Here is a 20,121-nt window from a genome sequence, read left to right as displayed (position 1 = left end):
AAGTTCCCATATATTTTATGTGTTGTGTTCGGGCTTTTCTGCAAGCCAATCTTCCAGAGTGGCTACTCTTTCAGGGTGAAGATAGCTTCTTGCTAGAAAACCTGCGCCATGGGATGGCATGGGATCTTGATCCGTTGGTTGATATCGCAAATCTACGCTCCAGCGCACCTCGTCTGATTCATTGGGGGTGGACATATGCAGACAACGGTCATTAAAAAGAATCGCGCTTCCAGCTGGAACGGGCAAGACGACAGTTTTTGTTTTTCCCAGCTGGCTTTCATGCAACGCCGTGTAGCCTGTACCTGTATGGCTTTCGCTATGCCATTCCAATAGCTTCGTGCGATGAGTCTTAGGCTTGATATGCAAGCAGCCATTAACTTCGTTCGCATCGACGAGAGGAATCCAAACGGTTATGACAGGATTAGAATTGGCATCGGGCCAATATGATTTATCTTGATGCCAAGGCACTGCTCCAGCAGCAACTTTCGGAATTTTGGGTCTTGTGTTGTAGACCGGATTGGAAAAAAGCTCTCCCCCGATTAAGGATTCCACAGCGTCCAAAATTTTTGGATTGCTCATTAAATCGAAGTAGCCAGGCAGTCTATCACGCCAGCTTCTACCGTAGTTCAGAAATTCCTCTGAGGTTAAATCCGCAAACAACTCCGCGAGCCTATATTTGAAGGGCCGATGCTCCAGTTTATCGCTAATAAGTCCTGCATGCATTAACTCATCTRCAATCATGGATACTTTCTTATTCATCGCTTCTTTGGCGGGCGCTAAATCCTGTTCCGACAGCAGATTTGGAAGCACAAGATAGCCCTGCTCATTATAAAAATCAATTTGTTCTTTCGTTAAACTACCGAAATTAGATGGACTTGTCATGTTTTATTTCCTCCTATTCGTTATCAACAATTGAACCCATCGTACCAAATAGGAGCTGAAGCTGTATTTAGATAACAGTACGATGATTTATCAATACATCCGCTAACCTGCTTAACATGAAGTCCCTGCTGCGCCTATTTAAAGTCTGACGATAGGCTGCTGCGTTTGTAGCCGGCTGGCGTCGTTCCTGTTAGTTTTTTGAATGTGCGATGGAAATGTGGCAGGCTCTCAAACCCGCATTCGCTCGCTATCGCATGGATTGGCGCATCCGAGGATAGAAGGAGCTCCTTGGCGTGACTGATCCGTTTTGCCGTGACATATTCAGTTAGCGTCATACCAGTAAGAAGCTTAAAGACACGCGTAAAATGTGATGGATTCACTGCCGCTTTGGCGGTTAGCGTGGATAAGCTGACGTCACCAAAAGGATGTTCGTCGATTGTACGAAGCGTTAGCCTCATCCACTCCGGCGCACCGGTATGTTTCCGTTCGGCTGTTGGAGCGGGTATTTGGCGATTCAGCAGAAGCAGAAGCTGAAGCAGATGAAGGACGGCAGCATGGCGGCGCCCTGGTTTATCCATTGTCAACTCATCGTTAATATGAATCAGCATCGTTTCTATTAAGTGCTGGTCGGATGTATCCAGACTGAGCTTCTGGCTCTTCCGCTTGTTAGCCTCCTCAAAGCATTGAACAAAAGAAAAGGTATCGCCTAAGGAGTCCCATTGAACGATACGTCCGTGAAAATAAATGGCGCTCACCGTCAACGGAGCTTCTTCATCCGGCAATGCACGATGGACGGTGTTGCCAGGGAGCAGAAATAAATCACCGGGTTCTATGGCATAGAAGGAGCCATCAATAAAAAACACGCCTTTTCCCGAATGGACATAGACGATTTCATGCCAATCATGCAGGTGGTTGGGTAGCTCATTATGCGAATCCTTTACCGCACGATAGCTGAATTCGAATGGAAAAGAAGCAGCAGCATCAAATTGCTTGCGAATCGGCTTCATTTTGGCGGTACCTCCTTGATGAGGAAGATATAAAAATATGCTGTTCGGTACTAGTGTAATGGCTATCCGAATAATAGTCAAAATAGGGTATGTTTAAGCGTTTTCTCGCAATTTTCATATCTTAAATGCTCGATTATTATGAAGGATAACGATTAAAAATTGGATAGTAAACCGATTAGTCATGAACGAACAAAAGATGGAGGAGTGGCTGAATGAAACAACAAATGACAGATGGCGTCGATGCTTTAATTATGGATGACCGAGATCATGTTGTGATGGCGCTGCGTGATGTTGAAGCTGAAGAAACCATTCGCTACAGAGATGGTGAGGAAATTCATGAAATTAAAGCACTTGATGTTATCCCATTCGGACATAAGCTGGCGATTAAGGCGCTTAGTGAAGGACAGGAAGTGCGGAAATACGGCGAAACCATCGGGCGAGCGAGCATGGCCATTTTGGTGGGGCAGCATGTTCATGTCCACAATATTGAAGGAATACGCGGCAGAGGCGATATAGCCGGGAAGGTGGAAGCATGAGCACATTTATGGGGTACGAACGAGCGAACGGAGATATTGGCATCCGCAATCATCTGCTCATCATTCCAACGGTCATCTGTTCCAATCAGGTTTGCAACCGAATCATGCAGCTAGTACCGGGTACTGTGGCCATTCCTCATCAGCATGGATGCAGCCAGATCGGAGCGGACAAGGAACGTACTTTCGAGGTGCTGTCGGGAACTGGCAAAAATCCAAATGTAGGCGGAGTGATCATCATCAGTCTAGGGTGTGAGGTAGTGGATCCCTACGCGCTTGCAGAGGATATTCGTAAAACCGGCAAACTGGTGGAAGTATTTGATATCCAGTCGGTTGGCGGCTCAGTGAAAGCGATCCAGCATGGAACGGAACTAGCCAAACAAATGATGGTGGAGCTTGAGCGTCAGCCGAAAGTGCCTGTTCCGCTGTCAAAACTCAAGGTAGCCGTGAAATGCGGCGGCTCCGATGCCACTTCCGGCTTGTCGTCGAATCCGGCACTTGGTGAAGCCGCGGACTCTTTAATCGCAGCAGGCGGAACAATCGTTATCGGCGAGACGACCGAAATTATCGGCGCCGAGCATGTGCTGGCACAGCGCTGTGCCACGCCAGAAACGGCGGATATGCTGTATCATATTGTCGGCCGTTTCGAGAAAGAGGTAGAGCGGATGGGCGCTGACATGCGGGGCGGCAATCCGAGTCCTGGCAATATTGAAGGCGGTCTTTCTACGATTGAAGAGAAATCACTAGGCTGCATTAGCAAATGCGGGAAAGCACCCATTAAAGGAGTTATCGAATACGCAGAACAAATACCGGAGGGCGGACTCTACTTCATGGACTCGCCGGGCAATGATATCGAATGTGTATCGGGCATGGCAGCGGGGGGCGTTCATATCGTTTGTTTTACGACGGGGAGAGGAACGCCAACGGGGGCAGCAGTCGTGCCAGTTATCAAAATTACAGGGAATAAACGGATGTTTGAGCGGATGGAAGATAATATGGACGTCGACGTCAGCGATATGCTGGGCGGCATGCTGAGTTTGGAGTCGGCAGGAGAGAAAATATGGCAAGAAATCATAGATGTAGCGGATGGAAAATGGACGAAGGCAGAAACGCTGGGCCATCAAGAATTCAGCATTAACCGTATCGGACCTAGCCTATAGAAACATTTTGTGAGCCACGTGGTTAGTTTTGGGGCATGAATTCGAATATAGAAGGGAGCTTAGTATATGAGATTAGCGGATAAGATTGTCCTCATTACCGGTTCAGGTTCAGGCATTGGCAGAAGTTCGGCGCTGCTATTCGCCAAGGAAGGCGCGTTTGTTGTGGTTAACGATCTGAACGCAGATAAAGGAAATGAAACGGTAGAAGAGATCAACGCCCTAGGGGGGCGGGCTTCGTTTGTTTATGCGGATGTTACTGATCCAGATTCCGTTCAATCCATGGTAAGCGAAACGCTTGCCGCGCACGGCCGAATTGACGTCCTGTTTAATAATGCCGGCATTAGCGGTGTAGGGGCGCTTCATGAGGTGGAGCCGGATGACTGGGATCGCGTGATCCGGGTCAATATTCGCGGGGTTTACTTGCCTTCCAAGTATGTCTTGCCTCATATGATGGAACGAGCGAGCGGCACGATTATTAACATGTCTTCCTGTATTGCAGAGATGGGTCTTGCAAACCGCGCGTCTTATGCAGCAACCAAAGGAGCGGTACTGGCACTTACCAAATCGATGCAGGTCGATTATGCTAAGTACAATATTCGTGTGAATGCACTTTTGCCGGGTACGATTATGACGCCGTTTGTTGAAAACTATTTACGCACCTCTTACGAGGACCCAGAGGCTGCCATCGCATCGCTAAAATCACGGCAGCTCAGCAATGAATTAGGCCGTCCGGAAGATGTAGCGAAGGCGGCACTGTTTCTTGCATCCGATGAGTCGAGCTTTATGATGGGCTCACCGCTTTATATTGATGGAGGCGTCGTGTTCGGCAAAAATGCCTGACGCGGCAGTATGAATCATCCACAAAAGAGAGGAAGATAACTATGAAATTGCTTGTCATTCAAAAAGAAAATGGCTCTCATTTAGGAGTTAAATTAGCGAGTGGCGTCTTGGATATCGTTGAGGCACTCAAAATCAACAATAAGCCGAATGTACCGACAGCAGTTATGGAAGTGATCGAAGGTGGCTCGGATGCACTTGGTTCGTTAAGCCAGTTTGTGGAGGAAGTCTCCGCAGCTTCAGAACAATATTCTGCTGCCCTATTTCGCGAAGAGGATATTACATTCGGCCCATGTGTAACCGAGCCGGGCAAAATTATTTGCATCGGACTGAACTACCGCAAACACGCGCATGAGACCAACGCTCCAATTCCTGCGTATCCGATTTTGTTCAACAAATTCGATAACACCGTGGCTGCTCATGGAGAAGATATTCCGCTTCCAACAAAGGTGACAAGTCAGGTTGATTACGAAGCTGAACTGGTTATCGTCATCGGCAAGAAAACAAAGTATGTCGAGAAGGAGCAGGCGCTGGAGCATGTATTCGGTTATTGCTGCGTCAACGACTTGTCCGCAAGGGATCTGCAAATGCGCACGCAGCAGTGGCTGCTTGGCAAATCACTGGACAAGTTCAGCCCGCTCGGCCCTTATTTGGTCACTGCAGATGAAATTGCAGACCCTAACAATCTGTCCATTGGCTGCACGGTTAACGGTGAAGTACGTCAGCAGTCCAATACTTCGGATATGGTTTTTAGCTGTGATGAAATCGTAAGCTATGTCTCACAGCATATGACATTGTCGCCAGGCGATATTATTCTTACTGGAACGCCTGAGGGTGTTGTACTCGGCTACCCGGAAGAGAAGCGGGTATGGCTGAAGGCTGGCGATACGGTTACGATCGAAATCGAGAAGCTGGGTTCGCTGACGAATCGGTTTGTAGAGGAAGTTCAGTAAACAGCATAGATCAGCGAGTGGAGAAAGCCTGTATCATTGAGGCTTTCTTTTTTTATTATTAAAGAATGACATGCGGTTGGCTATAAACGGGCTCATCCAGCGGATAACATCTCAAGATTATTTCACTAACGAACTGTATTATATAGCATGCTTTATAAGGGGTTATGAGCAACTCTTCTCGAAATAACGATTCTAGAGTTCGTTACAAGTATAAGCCACGATGAATGTTCTAAATAAGGGCTATTAGGTTCGCTAGCTATAAGTAGGATAAGGGAAGGACATCGTTTTGCCTAAGCTCTAACAAAAAAAACAGGGTCTGTTTCAAGTGGAGGTAATTCTACTTTTGAGACAGTCCCTTTTTTTTATCCAAAAAGTTGGCGGCAAATCTTTCATTCCGACAGCCACAGTGCGGAAATTCAATAATAGAATGACGGATACGTGAAAGAAAGAAAGTCTCCGGTATTCTATCATAATAAATAAGAACACAATCAACCAATCGAGATGGGGGTATTTCGCCGAATGACTATTGAAGCAGGCATTAATATTTTTTCCGTATACAGGGAGCTTGGTGAGGATTACTTTGGAACGCTGGAGAAGGTTGCTGCCGCAGGGTATGTAAATATTGAGCTTATTGGATTCAATATGAAGTCCTTTACACGATATATTGATGAAATTCCTATGGAAGCGGTTCGAGATAAGTTTCGTGAGCTTGGTCTAAATGCAGTAGCGGTTCATGAAGGCACGATGCCAGGGCAAGAATTGATTTCGCATGACTGGGATTCGCTTATGAAGTATTACGCAGGTATCGGCTGTCAACGAATTGTACTCCCATCCGTGTGGATCAAAGATCGTGAGGATACGCTGAAAGCCGCGGAGCAAATGAACAGTATCGGCAAAAAAATGAAGGATGGCGGGTTCCAGTTCTATCTGCATAATCACGCGCATGAGTTTAAAGCGGTCGGTGATCAAACGCTGTTCGACTTGATTTTGGAAAATACAGATCCATCCTATGTGAAATTTGAAATAGATATGGCATGGGTCGTACGTGCAGGCATAGATCCGATTCATGTGTTAGAGAAGCTTGGCGATCGTTGTGATATTGTCCACCAGAAGGATATAAGCAATAATCTATCCGGCCAGCTCAATATTATGGAAGCTATGCAGCAAGGCAGCGAAGAAGGGCTTGAACCATTTCAAATCTATCAGAAGCATATTGGCCCTGGAGACTTCGTTGATCTTGGCACAGGCAGGTTTGATTTTGCAGCTGTGTACGAGCAAATCCACGCAATGGGGCATGTCCGTTATGCGCTTGTGGAGAACGAGGGCGAGTCGGAAGACAAGTTTGGCAGCATTCGCAAGGATCTGACTGTGCTTCAACAATATGTATAGCCCATAAGGAGGAGAATGTTCAATGAACAAAGGAAAACTTAAAATCGGTATCATCGGCTGCGGCGGTATCGCGAACCAGAAGCATATGCCATCGTTAGCCAAGCTTTCACATATGGGTGAAATGGTTGCCTTCTGTGATGTTATAGAAGAGAAAGCGCAAAAGGCAGCTCAGGATTTTGGAAGCGAGGGAGCTAAAGTTTATGTCGATTACAAAAAGCTGCTCGAAGACGAATCAATTGATGTTGTTCATGTATTAACACCGAACCTGCAGCATTCTTATATAACAGTTGATGCACTAGAAGCGGGCAAACATGTCATGTGTGAGAAGCCAATGGCGATCAACTCAATTGAAGCCAAAAAAATGGTAGATGCGGCTAAGCGGACAGGCAAGAAACTGACGATTGGCTATCAGAATAGATTTAGAAATGACTCTCAAATTTTGCATAAGGCATGCCGCGAAGGTGATTTAGGAGACATTTATATGACTAAAGCTCATGCCGTGCGCAGACGCGGAGTGCCGACATGGGGTGTCTTTCTGGATAAAGAGCAGCAGGGCGGCGGACCGTTAATCGATTTAGGCACGCATGCGCTGGACTTGGCATTATGGTTCATGGATAACTATAAGCCGAAGTCGGTGAGTGGTTCTGTCTATCATAAAATGGCGGATAAGTTCGAAGGCAATATGATGGGAGCATGGGACCCGGAAAGATATGATGTAGAAGACTCGGCTTTTGGATTTATTAAAATGGAAAACGGCGCTACGATTTTCTTGGAGGCGTCATGGATATTAAATACAACCGATGCTAAAGAGGCGATGACTACGCTTTGCGGGACAGAAGGCGGAGCAGAAATGAAAGCTAGCTCAACGTTTGGGAAAAGCGATGTCATCTTTAATAGCGCCAAACACGGACAGCTTGTAGAGACGAAACCTTCCTTTAGCGGGGGCATTGCTTACTTCGGTCCAGGGGCTGAGGATGATGGCGTGAAAGAGGCAAGACAATGGCTCGATAGTATTATTAATGATACCGAGCCTCTCGTAAAACCAGAGCAAGCTTATGTGGTCACGCAAATTTTAGAGGCGATCTATAAGTCGGCTGAAACGGGCAAAGTTGTAGAATTTGAATAAAGTTTCAATTCATTTAACGGAATAACAATATAAAAGGGAGCCTTTCCATCAGTGGGAAGGTTTTTCCGCTAGTGAGAGGGAATACGTTAATGTCTGAATATGATAATCGTCCTAGGAGGCAGTAATGACATGAGTGATCATTGGACTGAAACAAAATTGGAAACGATTACATATGTAAAAAATGAAGGTGGCCCAACACTCGGATATTCAGCTAATTCAGGCGTAAATATTATAGTGGAAGATGGTTTTGCATTTAAAGACTTCAATAAGGATGGGAAGCTGGATAAATACGAGGACTGGCGCTTGCCGGCAGAAGAGCGAGCAAAGGATTTAGCCTCAAAAATGTCCATCGAGCAAATTGCCGGTTTGATGTTGTACAGCGCACATCAGGCTGTTCCAGCTTCACATGGCTTTTTCACCGCCTCTTATAATGGCAAGCCCTATTCGGAGAGCGGTGCGAAGCCGCATGATTTGTCCGATGAACAAATAAAGTTTTTAACCCAAGACCATCTGCGGCATGTACTCCTTACTTTTGTTGAAAGTCCGGAGATTGCTGCTCATTGGAACAATAAAGTACAAGCCTTGGCCGAAAGTACAGGTTTGGGCATCCCGGCGAATAACAGCAGCGATCCGCGCCATGGGTCCGATGCGAGCAAGGAATATAATGCAGGGGCGGGAGGCGCAATTTCCATGTGGCCCGAAACGATGGGGCTTGCAGCAGYTTTTGATCCTGAGCTTGTTCATCAGTTTGGGAAGATCGCTGCTAAGGAATACAGGGCGCTTGGCATAGCAACCGCTCTTTCTCCCCAAATCGATATCGCGACCGATCCAAGATGGTCACGCTTCGACGGCACGTTCGGAGAGGATTCAAGACTGTCAGCCGATTTGGCAAAAGCCTATGTCGACGGGTTTCAGACCTCGTTTGAAGAAGAGTCTCCATCAGACGGCTGGGGATCAGGAAGCGTAAATGCGATGGTCAAGCATTGGCCGGGCGGCGGTTCGGGCGAAGGCGGCAGAGATGCTCATTTTGGATACGGCAAATTTGCTGTATATCCAGGCAACAACTTCGAGGAGCATCTGATCCCGTTCTTGGACGGCGCATTCAAGCTCTCAGGAGGGACGGAGAAAGCATCGGCCATCATGCCTTATTATACGATTTCCTATAATCAAGATCAGGTGAATGGCGAGAATGTCGGCAATGCTTACAACGCTCACATCATCGGTAACCTGCTTCGTGATAAATATGGCTACGATGGTGTCGTGTGCACGGACTGGGGAATTACGGACGATGAAGGCACTGATATTACACGATTGTTTCCAGGAGGACGTGCATGGGGGGTTGAGGAAGGTTATACCGTTTCGGAGCGTCATTACAAAGCACTTATGGCCGGAGTAGATCAATTCGGTGGAAATAATGATGCGGGTCCTGTCATTGAAGCTTACCATATCGGTGTGGCAGAGCACGGTGAAGCTTATATGCGAGCAAGGTTTGAGCAGTCAGCGGTAAGGCTCTTGAAGAACATGTTCCGCGTCGGCTTATTCGAGAACCCGTATTGTGATCCCGAACAAACCACTCGCATTGTCGGCAATGCTGAATTTATGACAGCAGGCTACGAAGCGCAGCTCAAATCACTCGTTTTGCTTAAAAACAAAGGAAACGTTCTCCCGATACAGAAAATGAAGACAGTCTATATTCCTAAACGCTACAGACCAGCAGGTACCAATTGGATCGGATTCCCGACTGCTGCATTTGATGGATATCCCGTCAATATGGATGTTATACAGAAATATTTCGAGGTAACGGATGACCCGGAGATAGCTGATTTTGCAATGGTGTTCATTACGGGGGCAGATTCCGGCAGCGGATACAGCAAGGCAGATGCTGAAGCAGGTGGAAACGGTTATGTTCCGATAAGCTTGCAATACACCCCTTATACCGCAGAGCATGCTAGGGAAATTAGTATAGCCGGCGATGATAGAGATGTGTTAAACCGCTCCTATAAGGGGAAAACGGTAACGACCACAAATGCTTCGGACTTGGAGGCTGTACTGAGAACGAAAGAGGTTATGAAAGGCAAACCTGTCATTGTGTCGCTGCAATTATCGAAGCCTTCTATCGTTGCAGAATTTGAAGCAGAGGCCGATGCAATCATTGCTGCATTTGGGGTACAGGATCAAGCGATTCTAGATATTATTACCGGTGAAGCAGAGCCTTCAGGGCTGCTGCCGATGCAGATGCCTGCGAATATGAAGACCGTTGAGGAGCAGCTGGAAGATGTTGCACACGATATGGAAGTACATGTTGATTCCGAGGGGAACGCCTATGATTTTGCATATGGCTTAAACTGGAGCGGGATTATCGTGGATGATAGGACGAAACGCTACGGCAAGAAAAAATAGTTTGATAACGTGCGGCCGGGGATTAATCCCCGGCTAATAGTTGTATATAGCTCTATTTTTTATTTAAGAGGCAAATGGGGGCTTAGCAGATCTTGAAATTACTTAATCGTTCTCTCTTTAATTCGCTTCGATTTAAGCTGGTAACAGGGCTTATGCTTATTATGATTCCGATGGTTTCCTTTCTTATTTATAACAATTTGTATTCCATTGATGTCGTTCGTAATCAAGTGGCGCAGTCCAACAGCAATATGCTTAATCTATACATGGGTTTGATTGATACGACGCTTGAGGATATAGATAGCTACATGCTCAAATTTACTGCGGAAGAATCCGGATTGAATATTCTCGATAGTCTCCCAGAAGCAGATGTAGATTTATACAATTTGCAGCGAATTTGGCTATTTACAGAGTTAAGAGACAATGCGACTTATTATAAAGCATTGGACTATTTTTTTATTTATTCACCCTTGAATCAGGATTTGTTGTTCGCGCCTAAGCTGACGGGCTCTGCTTATACCAACAATGATTTCATCAAGGAAGGAATTGTTGCGCTTCTGAACGATGAACAAGCGATGAAAAGCTATCAGTACGATAAATGGTCTGTGCTGAATTTGAAAGAACAAAATTATTTGCTGCATATGATTAAGGCTGGCAACCTGTACATTGGGGCAGGGGTAAATGTGGACGGAGTTATGGACCCGCTGGACTTTCTAGACCTCGGATCGGAAGGCAGGTCGCTGCTTGTTGATGAGAGCAATAGGCCGCTACAGGACGAGGACTTTTTCGAAAAAAATAAAATCGATTTATCCTATATCTCTAAGACGTATCAGCTTTCAGGCGCAGACAACAATTACCTCGTCATGGGCGAAAAGTCAGGCAAAGGTGAATTTGGATTAGTAGCTGTCGTACCCGAGCAAAATATTTTGGAGAAGCTTCCTTATCTGCAAAGAATCATTGTGCTTATTGCGACAGGCTCGATTCTCATTCTAGTGATTGCTCTGTATTTTCTGCGTAAAGTGGTTCTGCTGCCGATCAATCGAATTATTGTCGCCATGCGCAAAATCAAAGAAGGCTATATGGAGGCAAGAATACCGAATAAACCGACCTCCAATGAATTCGAAATGATGAACGAAACGTTCAACAGCATGGTCTGCGATATTCAACAATTGAAAATTGACGTATATGAGGAACAATTGATTAACCAGAAAGCAGAGCTGAAACAGCTGCAGCTGCAAATTAACCCTCACTTCTTTTTGAATAGCTTGAACATCGTCTATTACTTGGCACAAGAGAAGAAGTACGAATTAATACAGGAGCTGTCCCTCTCCTTGATCCGCTATTTCAGGTTTATGTTCCGCAGCCAGACGGATTACGTGCTTCTGCAGGATGAGCTTAATCATAGTGAAAACTATTTGAAAATCCAGACCTTCCGCTTTCCCGGAAGCTTTACGTACGACATCACTGTTGATGGCGAGCTGAGGGAATGTTACATTCCTCCGTTAATTATCCAAAGCTTTGCCGAGAATACGATAAAACACGCAATTAACACGGATGAGCCGACTCATATTGCGATAACGATTGGAAGATGCGAATTGATGCCAGAAGAGAGATTGCGAATTCAAATTCATGATACAGGCCGCGGCTTCTCCGAGGAGGTCTTGCAGAAGCTGCAGCAGGAAATTAATTTAATGAATGAAGATGGCGAGCATATTGGCATTTGGAATGTAAGACGCAGATTGCGGCTGTTATACGGGGACAAGGCGAGCATGGCTTTTTATAACGAAGATGGTGCAGCAGTTGAAATAACGATGCCTTTAACGAAAGAAATGAGGTCGTGAATATGTACCGTTTATTAATCGTTGATGATGAGATCTTTATCGCAAACGGCATTAAATCGAGTGTGAACTGGAGAGAGCTCGGCATTATAAGTGTCACTCTCGCACATAATCTTCGGCAAGCGAAGGAGGAATTTAGTCTTCAGCCATTTGATATGATGATTTGTGATATAGAAATGCCGCAGGGCAGCGGGCTGGAGCTCTTTGAATGGGTGCGTGAACAGTATCCCCAAACCGAATGTGTTTTCCTTACCTGTCACGCTGATTTTCAATATGCGAAAAAAGCTCTTCAGCTTGGCAGCTTCGAGTATTTGTTGAAGCCCGTTCCGCATGATGAATTGAAGCTTGTGATGACGAAGCTAATCGAGAAAATCAGGAAGGAGCGGGAATCGGCAACGATGGTGGCTGAGCGTTTCTGGCAGGATGTACTGAAGCAAGCCATTCCGTCTAATCAGGATAAAATGTTGGAGGTTATCGGCAAGCAGAAGCTTCCGTACACGAGGTCTATGACATTTCTGCCGGTTCTTATCAGTATCGAGCATTGGGAGAAATCATTAACCGCCCGTGATCTGCAAATTATGGAGTATGCGCTCCACAACGCCCTTGAGGAGGTCGTTATTCAGCGTGCTGCTAGTGCACAAATCGTCCGGATGAACGCTGATTACATGCTCATTGTGTTTGCACAGGATGTTATGCAAACAGAAGATGGCAAGCTTTTTAGCAAAGAAATCAAAAGGCGCTGTCAGTCTTTTATTGAGATGAGCAATCATTATTTATATTGTCACGTGTCCTGCTATATAGGCAAATCGGCACAAGTCCATGAAGTGCGCGATATGGTGGAAGGCTTGATCGCTTTTAAAAAGAATCAAGTTAATATGGCAGACTGTGTGATGTTCATCGATGATCCAATAAAGAAGGAATCGCAGATTCCAATGCCGCCCATGAATGTATGGTCGGAGCTCATTAAGCAAGGAAATAAGAAAAAGGTACTCGATGAATCGCAGCAGTTTTTGGATTCATGGAAACGAATTGAGTGCTTAGGCGCCAAAAGGCTGCAGCAATTTTATCAAAGCTTTCTGCAAATGGTTCTGCATACGCTGCATGAGCAGGGACTGCGCGCGGATGAAATCTTTTCGGATCATTTGACGCCAGAGCGTATTTTGTCAGCGACACGAAGCGTGACGAACCTTCAGAATTGGGTGCGGGATGTGCTTGAGAAGGCGCTCGTCCATATGGAAAAGCTGGATTCTACGGAGACGGTGGTCGAGAAGATCAAGCGCTACATTGCGCTTCACATCGATGAGGAGCTGTCCAGACAATATATCGCCGATTATATTGGGTTAAGCCCTGATTACATCGTTAAACTGTTTAAGAAAGAGACGGGGCTCTCAATATCCGATTATATTTTGAAAGAAAGAATCAATCTTGCCAAGGAGCTGCTCGCAAGAACCGATACTACGATCAGCAACGTCGCACTCGCGGTTGGCTTCTCGAATTTTTCGTATTTTTCTACGTTGTTTAAGAAAGAAGTATCGATGACACCCCAGTATTATCGCAAAGGCTGTCCGTCCAAATAAACGATGCCGTTAGAGGATTAGAGACCCTCTGACGGCATTTTTCTTTTCCCGTTTATGATGTCGGAAACTCGAAAGTCGGATGTCGGATTATTAGTAGTGGCTCTATTTTGTTTGCGCTACTATTAGTTAAGCAACATATTAAACGAAGCCAAAGGTGGTTGAGACCCGTGCAAGCAAATCCTGAGACGTCACCCTCCAATATGAAGCAGGTCTCATTGAAGACGAAGAAGAAAGCAGCATTCGCATCGGAGATGAGAAAGGTTAAGAAATACCGTGCCCTCGTACTGATGGCGCTGCCCGGCCTTTTGTACCTGCTGATTAACAACTATTTGCCGATGTTCGGAATCGTGATCGCATTTAAGGACATCAATTTTGCCAAAGGAATTATGGGCAGTGACTGGATTGGCTTTAAAAACTTTGAGTATTTGTTCAAAACAACGGACGCTTACATCATTACAAGAAATACGCTGCTTTATAATATTACCTTTATCCTGTTGAATACGGGGATTGCATTAGCGCTTGCGATAATGCTTAATGAAATTCGCAAACGTTTCTTATCAAGGCTGTATCAGACGCTAATCCTGCTTCCCTTTCTAATCTCGATGGTTATTGTCGGCTATCTGGTGCTCGGCTTCCTCGATGTTGAGAACGGATTCATGAACAAAACCTTGCTTCCGACGATGGGGCTTGATCCTATCTCTTGGTACAGTGAGACCAAGTATTGGCCATGGATTTTAACGCTCGTAAGCGTGTGGAAAGGCGTAGGCAATTTGTGCATCATTTATTTGGCAGCGATCATCGGCATTGATAATGAGTATTACGAGGCAGCAACGATCGACGGAGCTAACCGGTGGCAGCAAATTACGAAGATTACGCTTCCGCTCGTATCGTCGGTTATTACGATTATGACTTTGCTCGCCATTGGACGTATATTCTACTCTGATTTCGGCTTATTCTTCCAAGTTCCGCTTAACACAGGAGCGCTGATGCCTGTTACGAATACGATTGATACCTATGTTTATCGAGCATTGATTAACCTCGGCGACATCGGGATGTCCTCGGCCGCAGGTTTGTACCAAGCATTGGTCGGTTTCATTTTGGTCATTTTATCGAATGCGGTCGTACGAAAATACAACAAAGACAACGCGTTGTTTTAGAAAGGGAGATGTATTATGCAAGCATCGGGGAAGCTCTATCAATGGATCATTAACATCGTTATGCTAGTGTTCACTTTTTTCTGCATCATGCCGTTCTGGCTGCTGTTCTCCGCCTCCCTTACCGATGATATGGAGCTTGTTCGCAGCGGTTATGCGTTTTTCCCTGATAAAATAAGCTTCTCCGCATACCACTATTTGTGGAACAGCTCTTCTGACATTATAAGGGCATACAGCATTACGGTTTTAACGACTATAATTGGTACGACGCTTGGACTTACGCTTACTGCGATGGTCGCTTATCCGCTCTCGCGTCTAGAAATGCCGTTTCGCAATACGCTCGCATTTTATGTATTTTTTACGATGTTGTTTAACGGAGGTCTTGTACCGACGTACTTGCTTTACACCAACTATTTCGATTTAAAAAATACGATGCTGGCCTTAATCATACCGGGCCTTTTGATGAACGGATTTTTTATCATATTGATGAGAACCTTTTTTGCAAGCTCAATTCCGACAGCGATTATTGAATCCGCCTATATCGATGGGGCAAGGGAATGGAAAATATTTTACCGGATCGTATTGCCGCTCTCGACGCCGGTGCTTGCTACAGTAGGATTATTTTACACCATTTTATATTGGAATGACTGGTTTAATGGCTTAATCTATCTTACAGATAGTCATTATTATAGCCTTCAAAACCTTCTCAATCGGATATTGCTGGACGTACAGTTTTTACAATCTTCTACGCAGGCAGGCAGCCGTAATGCAGATATTGGAGCGAATATTCCGCTTGCGCCAATGCGGATGGCAATGGCCGCAATTGGGGTCATTCCACTGTTGATCGCCTATCCGTTTTTCCAAAAGTATTTTGTTAAAGGCCTGACGATTGGTGCTGTTAAAGGATAAATCTTTCATAGACGCTATAACGGCATGGATCATGCATTTATAGATAGAATCGGATCACAAATAAAAATAGGGAGGTCACAGCAATGAGAAAAAACAAGTTTGTGGCAAAAACGCTTCTCTTAATCGTACTAGCTTTCGCAATGGTGATCAGTGCATGCGGCAATGGAGACAACAAAGGCACAAATGCAGGCAACGACGGAAAAACAGCAGAAGGAAAAAGCGGCAACAGCAGCGGGGATCTTAAGCCTGTTGAGCTGGTTATGGTATTTCCGGTCGGGGGCGAGCCTAAGGATCTAAAGCTTGTGCAGGACGAAATCAACAAAATGACAAAAGCAAAAATCAATGCGACAGTAAAGCTGGTACCTATCGGCTTTGGCGCATGGGCTCAGCAGAAGACGCTAATGATGTCGGGTAATGAACAGGTGGATTTGATCGTAAGCGGACTTGGAACCTACAGCCAAGATGTAGCTAAAGGGCAGCTGCTTGAGCTTGACGGATATTTGGCTGATAAAGGACAAGGGGTTACGGAAGCGCTAGACTCCCTTGATACTGCGTTCTTGAATGCGACGAGAATCGATGGAAAAATATATGCAGTACCAAGTATCAGAGATTTGGCAGCAGATTATGGCATCACGATGCGCAAAGATTTGGTTGAAAAATATAACATTGATACTGCTGCGATTAAATCGTTGGATGATTTGGACGCTGTATTCAAAACAATTAAAGATAATGAACCGGGTATGATTCCGACAGTTAAGTATGGAACATCTATTCTCGATATTTATGTTCTCAGCTACTTTGATAACTTGGGCGAAGGCTTTGGCGTGCTTCCAGGCTATGACAACGACCTGAAGGTCGTGAATATGTATGAGACGCCGGAATATGCCGAAATGCTGAATACAGTGAGAAGATGGAATCAAGCAGGATATATTGCGAAGGATGCGGCTACAAGCACTGAGACGCAATACAACTTAGTTAAATCGGGCAAGGCATTCTCGTTCATATCCCATATGAAGCCGGGAATTGAAACGCAGGAATCGAGATCTACAGGCAAAGAGATGGTATCGGTACATTTCCGCCCTGCAGCAACAGCGACGTATAATATTACTTCCATTATGTGGAGTATCGCAAGAAACTCGAAGGACCCTGAGAGAGCGATGATGCTGCTGAATATGATGTATACCGATAAAGACTTCATCAACTTGCTGGATTACGGGATTGAGAACAAGCATTACGTGAAGGTTTCCGACAATGTCATTGATTACCCGCAAGGCGTGGATGCAACAAACTCAGGCTACAACCTGCAAATGGGCTGGATGTTTGGCAACCAATCGCTTTCACACATTTGGAATGGCGATGATCCAGAGCTTTGGAATCAGCTGGCTGAGTTTAATAGAAACGCCGTGAAATCAAAAGCGCTTGGCTTTACTTTTAATGCAGATGCCGTCAAAACAGAAATTGCGGCAGTAACGAATGTGCAAAACCAGTACAAAATTGCATTGGAGACCGGAACGGTCGATCCTGTTTCGAAGCTGCCTGAATTCAATAAACAACTGAAAGCAGCGGGAATAGACAAAATTATCGCAGAGAAACAAAAACAGCTGGACGCTTGGGCGGCAGCTAAAAAATAGGAAGAAGCTGAATGGGGCTGCTCCGAAAGTAGATAACTACTTTCGGAACAGCCCTTTTTTAGTTATATAAGATCTAAATCATTCAACTTTCGCATTCGTTTCGACTGTTGGAGAGCAGCCGCGGTGCTTCGTTAATAGGAACTTTCAATTCTTTTTTTAGTGAATGGAGAGATAATCGCATCAAGTTACCAAAAATGGTCATCGGTCTACTCTATTTATGCCGGATGGCAGCTTTTACAATGGTGGTACGCAGTAAGCAATAGCGTTGCCTATCAACAAAGCGAGGCCATAACAGAGCATGGAGGGAGTTGCAAAATGAAGCTGTCACTTAGCATGTGGAGCATGCACAGAACCGTGAGAGAAAACGGATGGAAGGTGCTGGATTTTCTATCCTTTTGCAAGGATGAAGGGATTGAGGATGTCGAGCTGTTGAATGTGTTCTGGAAGGACGTTCTGGAGGAACTGCCAAGCGTGCTTGCATTTGTGAGAGATAATGGCATCAAGGTGTCCAGCTACGCGGTAGCCAATGATTTCGTCAAGGCAACCGAGGAGGAAAGAGCAGGGGCGCTGAAGGAGATTACGGATGCCTACCCTGTTGCGAAGATACTGGGAACAAACGTCATCCGCGTGTTCTCCGGCAACCTTAGCGACATTGCAACCTACGAAGAAGCGCTGGACTGGATTGTGGATGGACTGAAAGAAGCTGCTGCGGTCGCTGAGAAGGAAGGCTTGGTTCTCTGTTTGGAAAACCACGGAAAGTTAGCGGGAAGCGGCGAGCAGGTCAAAACGATCATCGATCGGGTTGGTTCTCCGGCTCTGCGATCCACGTTTGACACAGGCAATTTTCTGCTCGTAGACGAGCATCCGACAGCCGCGCTTGAGACGCTGCTCCCCTATGTCTCGCATGTTCATTTCAAGGATTTTGAAATGCGTGAAGACGGGCGCTATAAGTCTCTCGGAGGCAAAGCTTTTGAAGGAATCAACCTAGGAGACGGCGATGTTGAATTGGAGAAAATCGTGAACAAGCTGGTGGAGAATGGATACCGCGGAGCGTTTGTTCTTGAATATGAAGGTGTAGGCAGCGAGGCGGAAGGCATTCGGCGCAGCTATGACTATTTTGCAACCATTATTTAACCCCAAAGGAGATAAGCGCATGGAACGAGAAGCAATGGCCGACATCGTAGTTATAGGAGGAAGCACGGGAGGAGTTGCGGCGGCGCTGGCAGCGGCGAAGTCGGGCAAAACCGTTATCATGACCGAGGAGACGGATTGGATCGGCGGTCAATTAACGAGTCAGGCGGTTCCGCCTGACGAGCATCCCTGGATCGAGTCCTTCGGCTGCACCCGGAGCTATCGCCGCTTTCGCGAGGATATCCGCGCTTATTACCTTGATGCCTTTCCACTCACGACAGCGGCGCGGGAGAACGAACAGCTAAACCCAGGTGGCGGTACGGTCAGCCGTTTATGTCACGAGCCACGCGCGGCGCTTGCCGTTTTGGAGCGTCAGCTTGCTCCTTATGTACATAGCGGTAAGCTGACGATATTGCGCCGCCATGTTCCAGTAAACGCCCATTGCGATGGCGATACCATCGTCTCGGTGACGGTTAAAAGCTTGGACAGCGGAAATACGGTGCTGCTGAAGGCTCCATATTTTCTCGACGCTACGGAATGCGGCGACCTGCTCCCGCTGGCAGGCGTGGAATACGTCACGGGTGCGGAAGCACGTGAAGAAACCGGGGAGCCTCATGCTGTAGAAGGAGAGGCGCTGCCGCAAGATATGCAGGGCTTTACCTATTGCTTCGCCATCGATTATCTGGAAGGCGAGGATCATACGATTCCAAAGCCAGAGCTTTATGATTTCTGGAAGGAATACAAGGCGGATTTCTGGCCGGATCGCCTGCTAAGCTGGACCGGCGTCAAGCCGGCAACGATGCAGCCGGTTCAGTACGGTCTTTTCCCTGGCGAAGGCGCTTTTTCGCTGTTCAAATATCGTCAAATCGCTGAGAAGGAGCACTACGTTCAAGGGACTTACAACAGTTCTATTTCGCTGGTCAACTGGCCGCAGAACGATTATTGGCTGGGCTCTATTATCGATGTGAAGCCGGAAGATAGGGAGCGTCACTTAAGCGAGGCGAAGCAGCTCAGCCTGTCGCTGCTTTATTGGATGCAGACAGAGGCTCCTCGCCCGGATGGGGGAAAAGGTTACCCAGGGCTAAGGCTTCGTCCCGATGTGGTGGGGACAGAGGATGGGCTTGCCATGTATCCGTACGTTCGGGAGTCACGCCGAATCAAGGCGGAGTTTACGATTCTGGAGCAGCATGTTGCAACGGAAAGCCGTCCTGACGGCCGTGCTGAATATTTCTCGGATTCAGTGGGCATCGGCTGTTACCGCATTGATCTGCATCCCAGCACGGAAAATCAGCCCTATATTGATATATCGTCGCTGCCGTTCCAGATTCCTTTGGGCAGTCTCATCCCGGTAAGAGTGAACAATCTGCTTGCTGCTTGTAAAAATATCGGAACTACTCATATTACAAACGGCTGCTACCGGCTTCATCCGGTGGAATGGAATATTGGCGAGGCAGCGGGCTATTGTGCAAGCTTCTGCTTGGATCGCGGCTTGACGCCAAGCGATGTCCGCTCTTCGGAGACAGAGCTTGCCGCTTACCAGAGGTTTCTGGCTGCTGAGGGCATCGAGCTGGCATGGCCTTCGCTGCGTGCAGTTTAA

General features: G+C 46.4%; 16 protein-coding genes. 14 read left to right on the top strand and 2 right to left on the bottom strand.

What is annotated here, in order from left to right; all coding sequences use genetic code 11:
* Nucleotides 1-15 precede the first annotated feature (15 nt).
* On the bottom strand, nucleotides 16-882 hold the full coding sequence (locus AB4Z50_RS29440; protein ID WP_441884966.1) for a phytanoyl-CoA dioxygenase family protein: 867 nt from the start codon (nucleotides 880-882) through the stop codon (nucleotides 16-18).
* A 134-nt stretch (nucleotides 883-1,016) separates the two neighbouring features.
* Nucleotides 1,017-1,889: an AraC family transcriptional regulator gene (locus tag AB4Z50_RS29435; RefSeq protein ID WP_339204815.1), complete on the bottom strand. Its 873-nt coding sequence runs from the start codon at nucleotides 1,887-1,889 to the stop codon at nucleotides 1,017-1,019.
* A 212-nt stretch (nucleotides 1,890-2,101) separates the two neighbouring features.
* On the opposite strand from AB4Z50_RS29435, the gene AB4Z50_RS29430 reads away from it, so the two are divergent.
* The 14 genes from AB4Z50_RS29430 (at nucleotide 2,102) to AB4Z50_RS29365 (ending at nucleotide 20,121) form a co-directional block, all read left to right on the top strand.
* Nucleotides 2,102-2,425, top strand: a complete 324-nt coding sequence (locus tag AB4Z50_RS29430) for a UxaA family hydrolase (RefSeq protein WP_441884963.1) — start codon at nucleotides 2,102-2,104, stop codon at nucleotides 2,423-2,425.
* Nucleotides 2,422-3,582 (top strand): UxaA family hydrolase, encoded by a 1,161-nt coding sequence (locus tag AB4Z50_RS29425; RefSeq protein ID WP_441884961.1) that lies wholly within the window; start codon nucleotides 2,422-2,424, stop codon nucleotides 3,580-3,582. The genes AB4Z50_RS29430 and AB4Z50_RS29425 overlap by 4 nt, the downstream gene beginning before the upstream one ends.
* A gap of 66 nt (nucleotides 3,583-3,648) precedes the next feature.
* The gene (locus tag AB4Z50_RS29420) at nucleotides 3,649-4,422 is read left to right on the top strand and encodes an SDR family NAD(P)-dependent oxidoreductase (protein WP_441884959.1); all 774 of its coding nucleotides are present in this window, start codon (nucleotides 3,649-3,651) and stop codon (nucleotides 4,420-4,422) included.
* A gap of 41 nt (nucleotides 4,423-4,463) precedes the next feature.
* Nucleotides 4,464-5,372, top strand: a complete 909-nt coding sequence (locus AB4Z50_RS29415; RefSeq protein ID WP_441884957.1) for a fumarylacetoacetate hydrolase family protein — start codon at nucleotides 4,464-4,466, stop codon at nucleotides 5,370-5,372.
* Nucleotides 5,373-5,891: 519 nt separating this feature from the next.
* Nucleotides 5,892-6,761, top strand: coding sequence for a sugar phosphate isomerase/epimerase family protein (locus AB4Z50_RS29410; RefSeq protein WP_441884955.1), 870 nt, complete (start codon nucleotides 5,892-5,894; stop codon nucleotides 6,759-6,761).
* Nucleotides 6,762-6,783: 22 nt separating this feature from the next.
* Nucleotides 6,784-7,887, top strand: coding sequence for a Gfo/Idh/MocA family protein (locus AB4Z50_RS29405; RefSeq protein WP_441884953.1), 1,104 nt, complete (start codon nucleotides 6,784-6,786; stop codon nucleotides 7,885-7,887).
* A gap of 129 nt (nucleotides 7,888-8,016) precedes the next feature.
* The gene (locus AB4Z50_RS29400; protein ID WP_441884951.1) at nucleotides 8,017-10,287 is read left to right on the top strand and encodes a glycoside hydrolase family 3 N-terminal domain-containing protein; all 2,271 of its coding nucleotides are present in this window, start codon (nucleotides 8,017-8,019) and stop codon (nucleotides 10,285-10,287) included.
* A 92-nt stretch (nucleotides 10,288-10,379) separates the two neighbouring features.
* A complete protein-coding gene (locus tag AB4Z50_RS29395; RefSeq protein WP_441884949.1) occupies nucleotides 10,380-12,125 on the top strand; it encodes a sensor histidine kinase in 1,746 nt (581 codons plus the stop codon).
* A gap of 2 nt (nucleotides 12,126-12,127) precedes the next feature.
* Complete coding sequence (locus AB4Z50_RS29390) at nucleotides 12,128-13,699, top strand: response regulator (RefSeq protein WP_339204804.1); 1,572 nt, start codon at nucleotides 12,128-12,130, stop codon at nucleotides 13,697-13,699.
* 251 nt (nucleotides 13,700-13,950) lie between these two features.
* Nucleotides 13,951-14,856: an ABC transporter permease gene (locus tag AB4Z50_RS29385; protein ID WP_441884992.1), complete on the top strand. Its 906-nt coding sequence runs from the start codon at nucleotides 13,951-13,953 to the stop codon at nucleotides 14,854-14,856.
* Between the two features lie 15 nt (nucleotides 14,857-14,871).
* Nucleotides 14,872-15,762, top strand: a complete 891-nt coding sequence (locus tag AB4Z50_RS29380; protein ID WP_076267076.1) for a carbohydrate ABC transporter permease — start codon at nucleotides 14,872-14,874, stop codon at nucleotides 15,760-15,762.
* An 83-nt stretch (nucleotides 15,763-15,845) separates the two neighbouring features.
* Nucleotides 15,846-17,393 carry an ABC transporter substrate-binding protein gene (locus AB4Z50_RS29375; RefSeq protein ID WP_441884946.1) on the top strand — a complete coding sequence of 516 codons (1,548 nt, stop codon included), beginning with the start codon at nucleotides 15,846-15,848 and terminating at the stop codon, nucleotides 17,391-17,393.
* A gap of 159 nt (nucleotides 17,394-17,552) precedes the next feature.
* Complete coding sequence (locus AB4Z50_RS29370) at nucleotides 17,553-18,527, top strand: sugar phosphate isomerase/epimerase family protein (protein ID WP_441884944.1); 975 nt, start codon at nucleotides 17,553-17,555, stop codon at nucleotides 18,525-18,527.
* Nucleotides 18,528-18,546: 19 nt separating this feature from the next.
* The gene (locus AB4Z50_RS29365; protein ID WP_441884942.1) at nucleotides 18,547-20,121 is read left to right on the top strand and encodes an FAD-dependent oxidoreductase; all 1,575 of its coding nucleotides are present in this window, start codon (nucleotides 18,547-18,549) and stop codon (nucleotides 20,119-20,121) included.

The sequence above is a fragment of the Paenibacillus sp. 2TAB26 genome, assembly GCF_052115145.1.
GTDB lineage: Bacteria > Bacillota > Bacilli > Paenibacillales > Paenibacillaceae > Pristimantibacillus.
This window is presented reverse-complemented; position numbering and strand designations above follow the sequence as displayed.

What these genes read in the sequence shown, in the direction of transcription:
- AB4Z50_RS29410 (WP_441884955.1), top strand. Translation starts at nt 5,892, where the DNA reads ATGACTATTGAAGCAGGCATTAATATTTTTTCCGTATACAGGGAGCTT.
- AB4Z50_RS29425 (WP_441884961.1), top strand. Translation starts at nt 2,422, where the DNA reads ATGAGCACATTTATGGGGTACGAACGAGCGAACGGAGATATTGGCATC.
- AB4Z50_RS29420 (WP_441884959.1), top strand. Translation starts at nt 3,649, where the DNA reads ATGAGATTAGCGGATAAGATTGTCCTCATTACCGGTTCAGGTTCAGGC.
- AB4Z50_RS29435 (WP_339204815.1), bottom strand. Translation starts at nt 1,889, where the DNA reads ATGAAGCCGATTCGCAAGCAATTTGATGCTGCTGCTTCTTTTCCATTC.
- AB4Z50_RS29390 (WP_339204804.1), top strand. Translation starts at nt 12,128, where the DNA reads ATGTACCGTTTATTAATCGTTGATGATGAGATCTTTATCGCAAACGGC.
- AB4Z50_RS29405 (WP_441884953.1), top strand. Translation starts at nt 6,784, where the DNA reads ATGAACAAAGGAAAACTTAAAATCGGTATCATCGGCTGCGGCGGTATC.
- AB4Z50_RS29375 (WP_441884946.1), top strand. Translation starts at nt 15,846, where the DNA reads ATGAGAAAAAACAAGTTTGTGGCAAAAACGCTTCTCTTAATCGTACTA.
- AB4Z50_RS29430 (WP_441884963.1), top strand. Translation starts at nt 2,102, where the DNA reads ATGAAACAACAAATGACAGATGGCGTCGATGCTTTAATTATGGATGAC.
- AB4Z50_RS29365 (WP_441884942.1), top strand. Translation starts at nt 18,547, where the DNA reads ATGGAACGAGAAGCAATGGCCGACATCGTAGTTATAGGAGGAAGCACG.
- AB4Z50_RS29385 (WP_441884992.1), top strand. Translation starts at nt 13,951, where the DNA reads ATGAGAAAGGTTAAGAAATACCGTGCCCTCGTACTGATGGCGCTGCCC.
- AB4Z50_RS29380 (WP_076267076.1), top strand. Translation starts at nt 14,872, where the DNA reads ATGCAAGCATCGGGGAAGCTCTATCAATGGATCATTAACATCGTTATG.
- AB4Z50_RS29415 (WP_441884957.1), top strand. Translation starts at nt 4,464, where the DNA reads ATGAAATTGCTTGTCATTCAAAAAGAAAATGGCTCTCATTTAGGAGTT.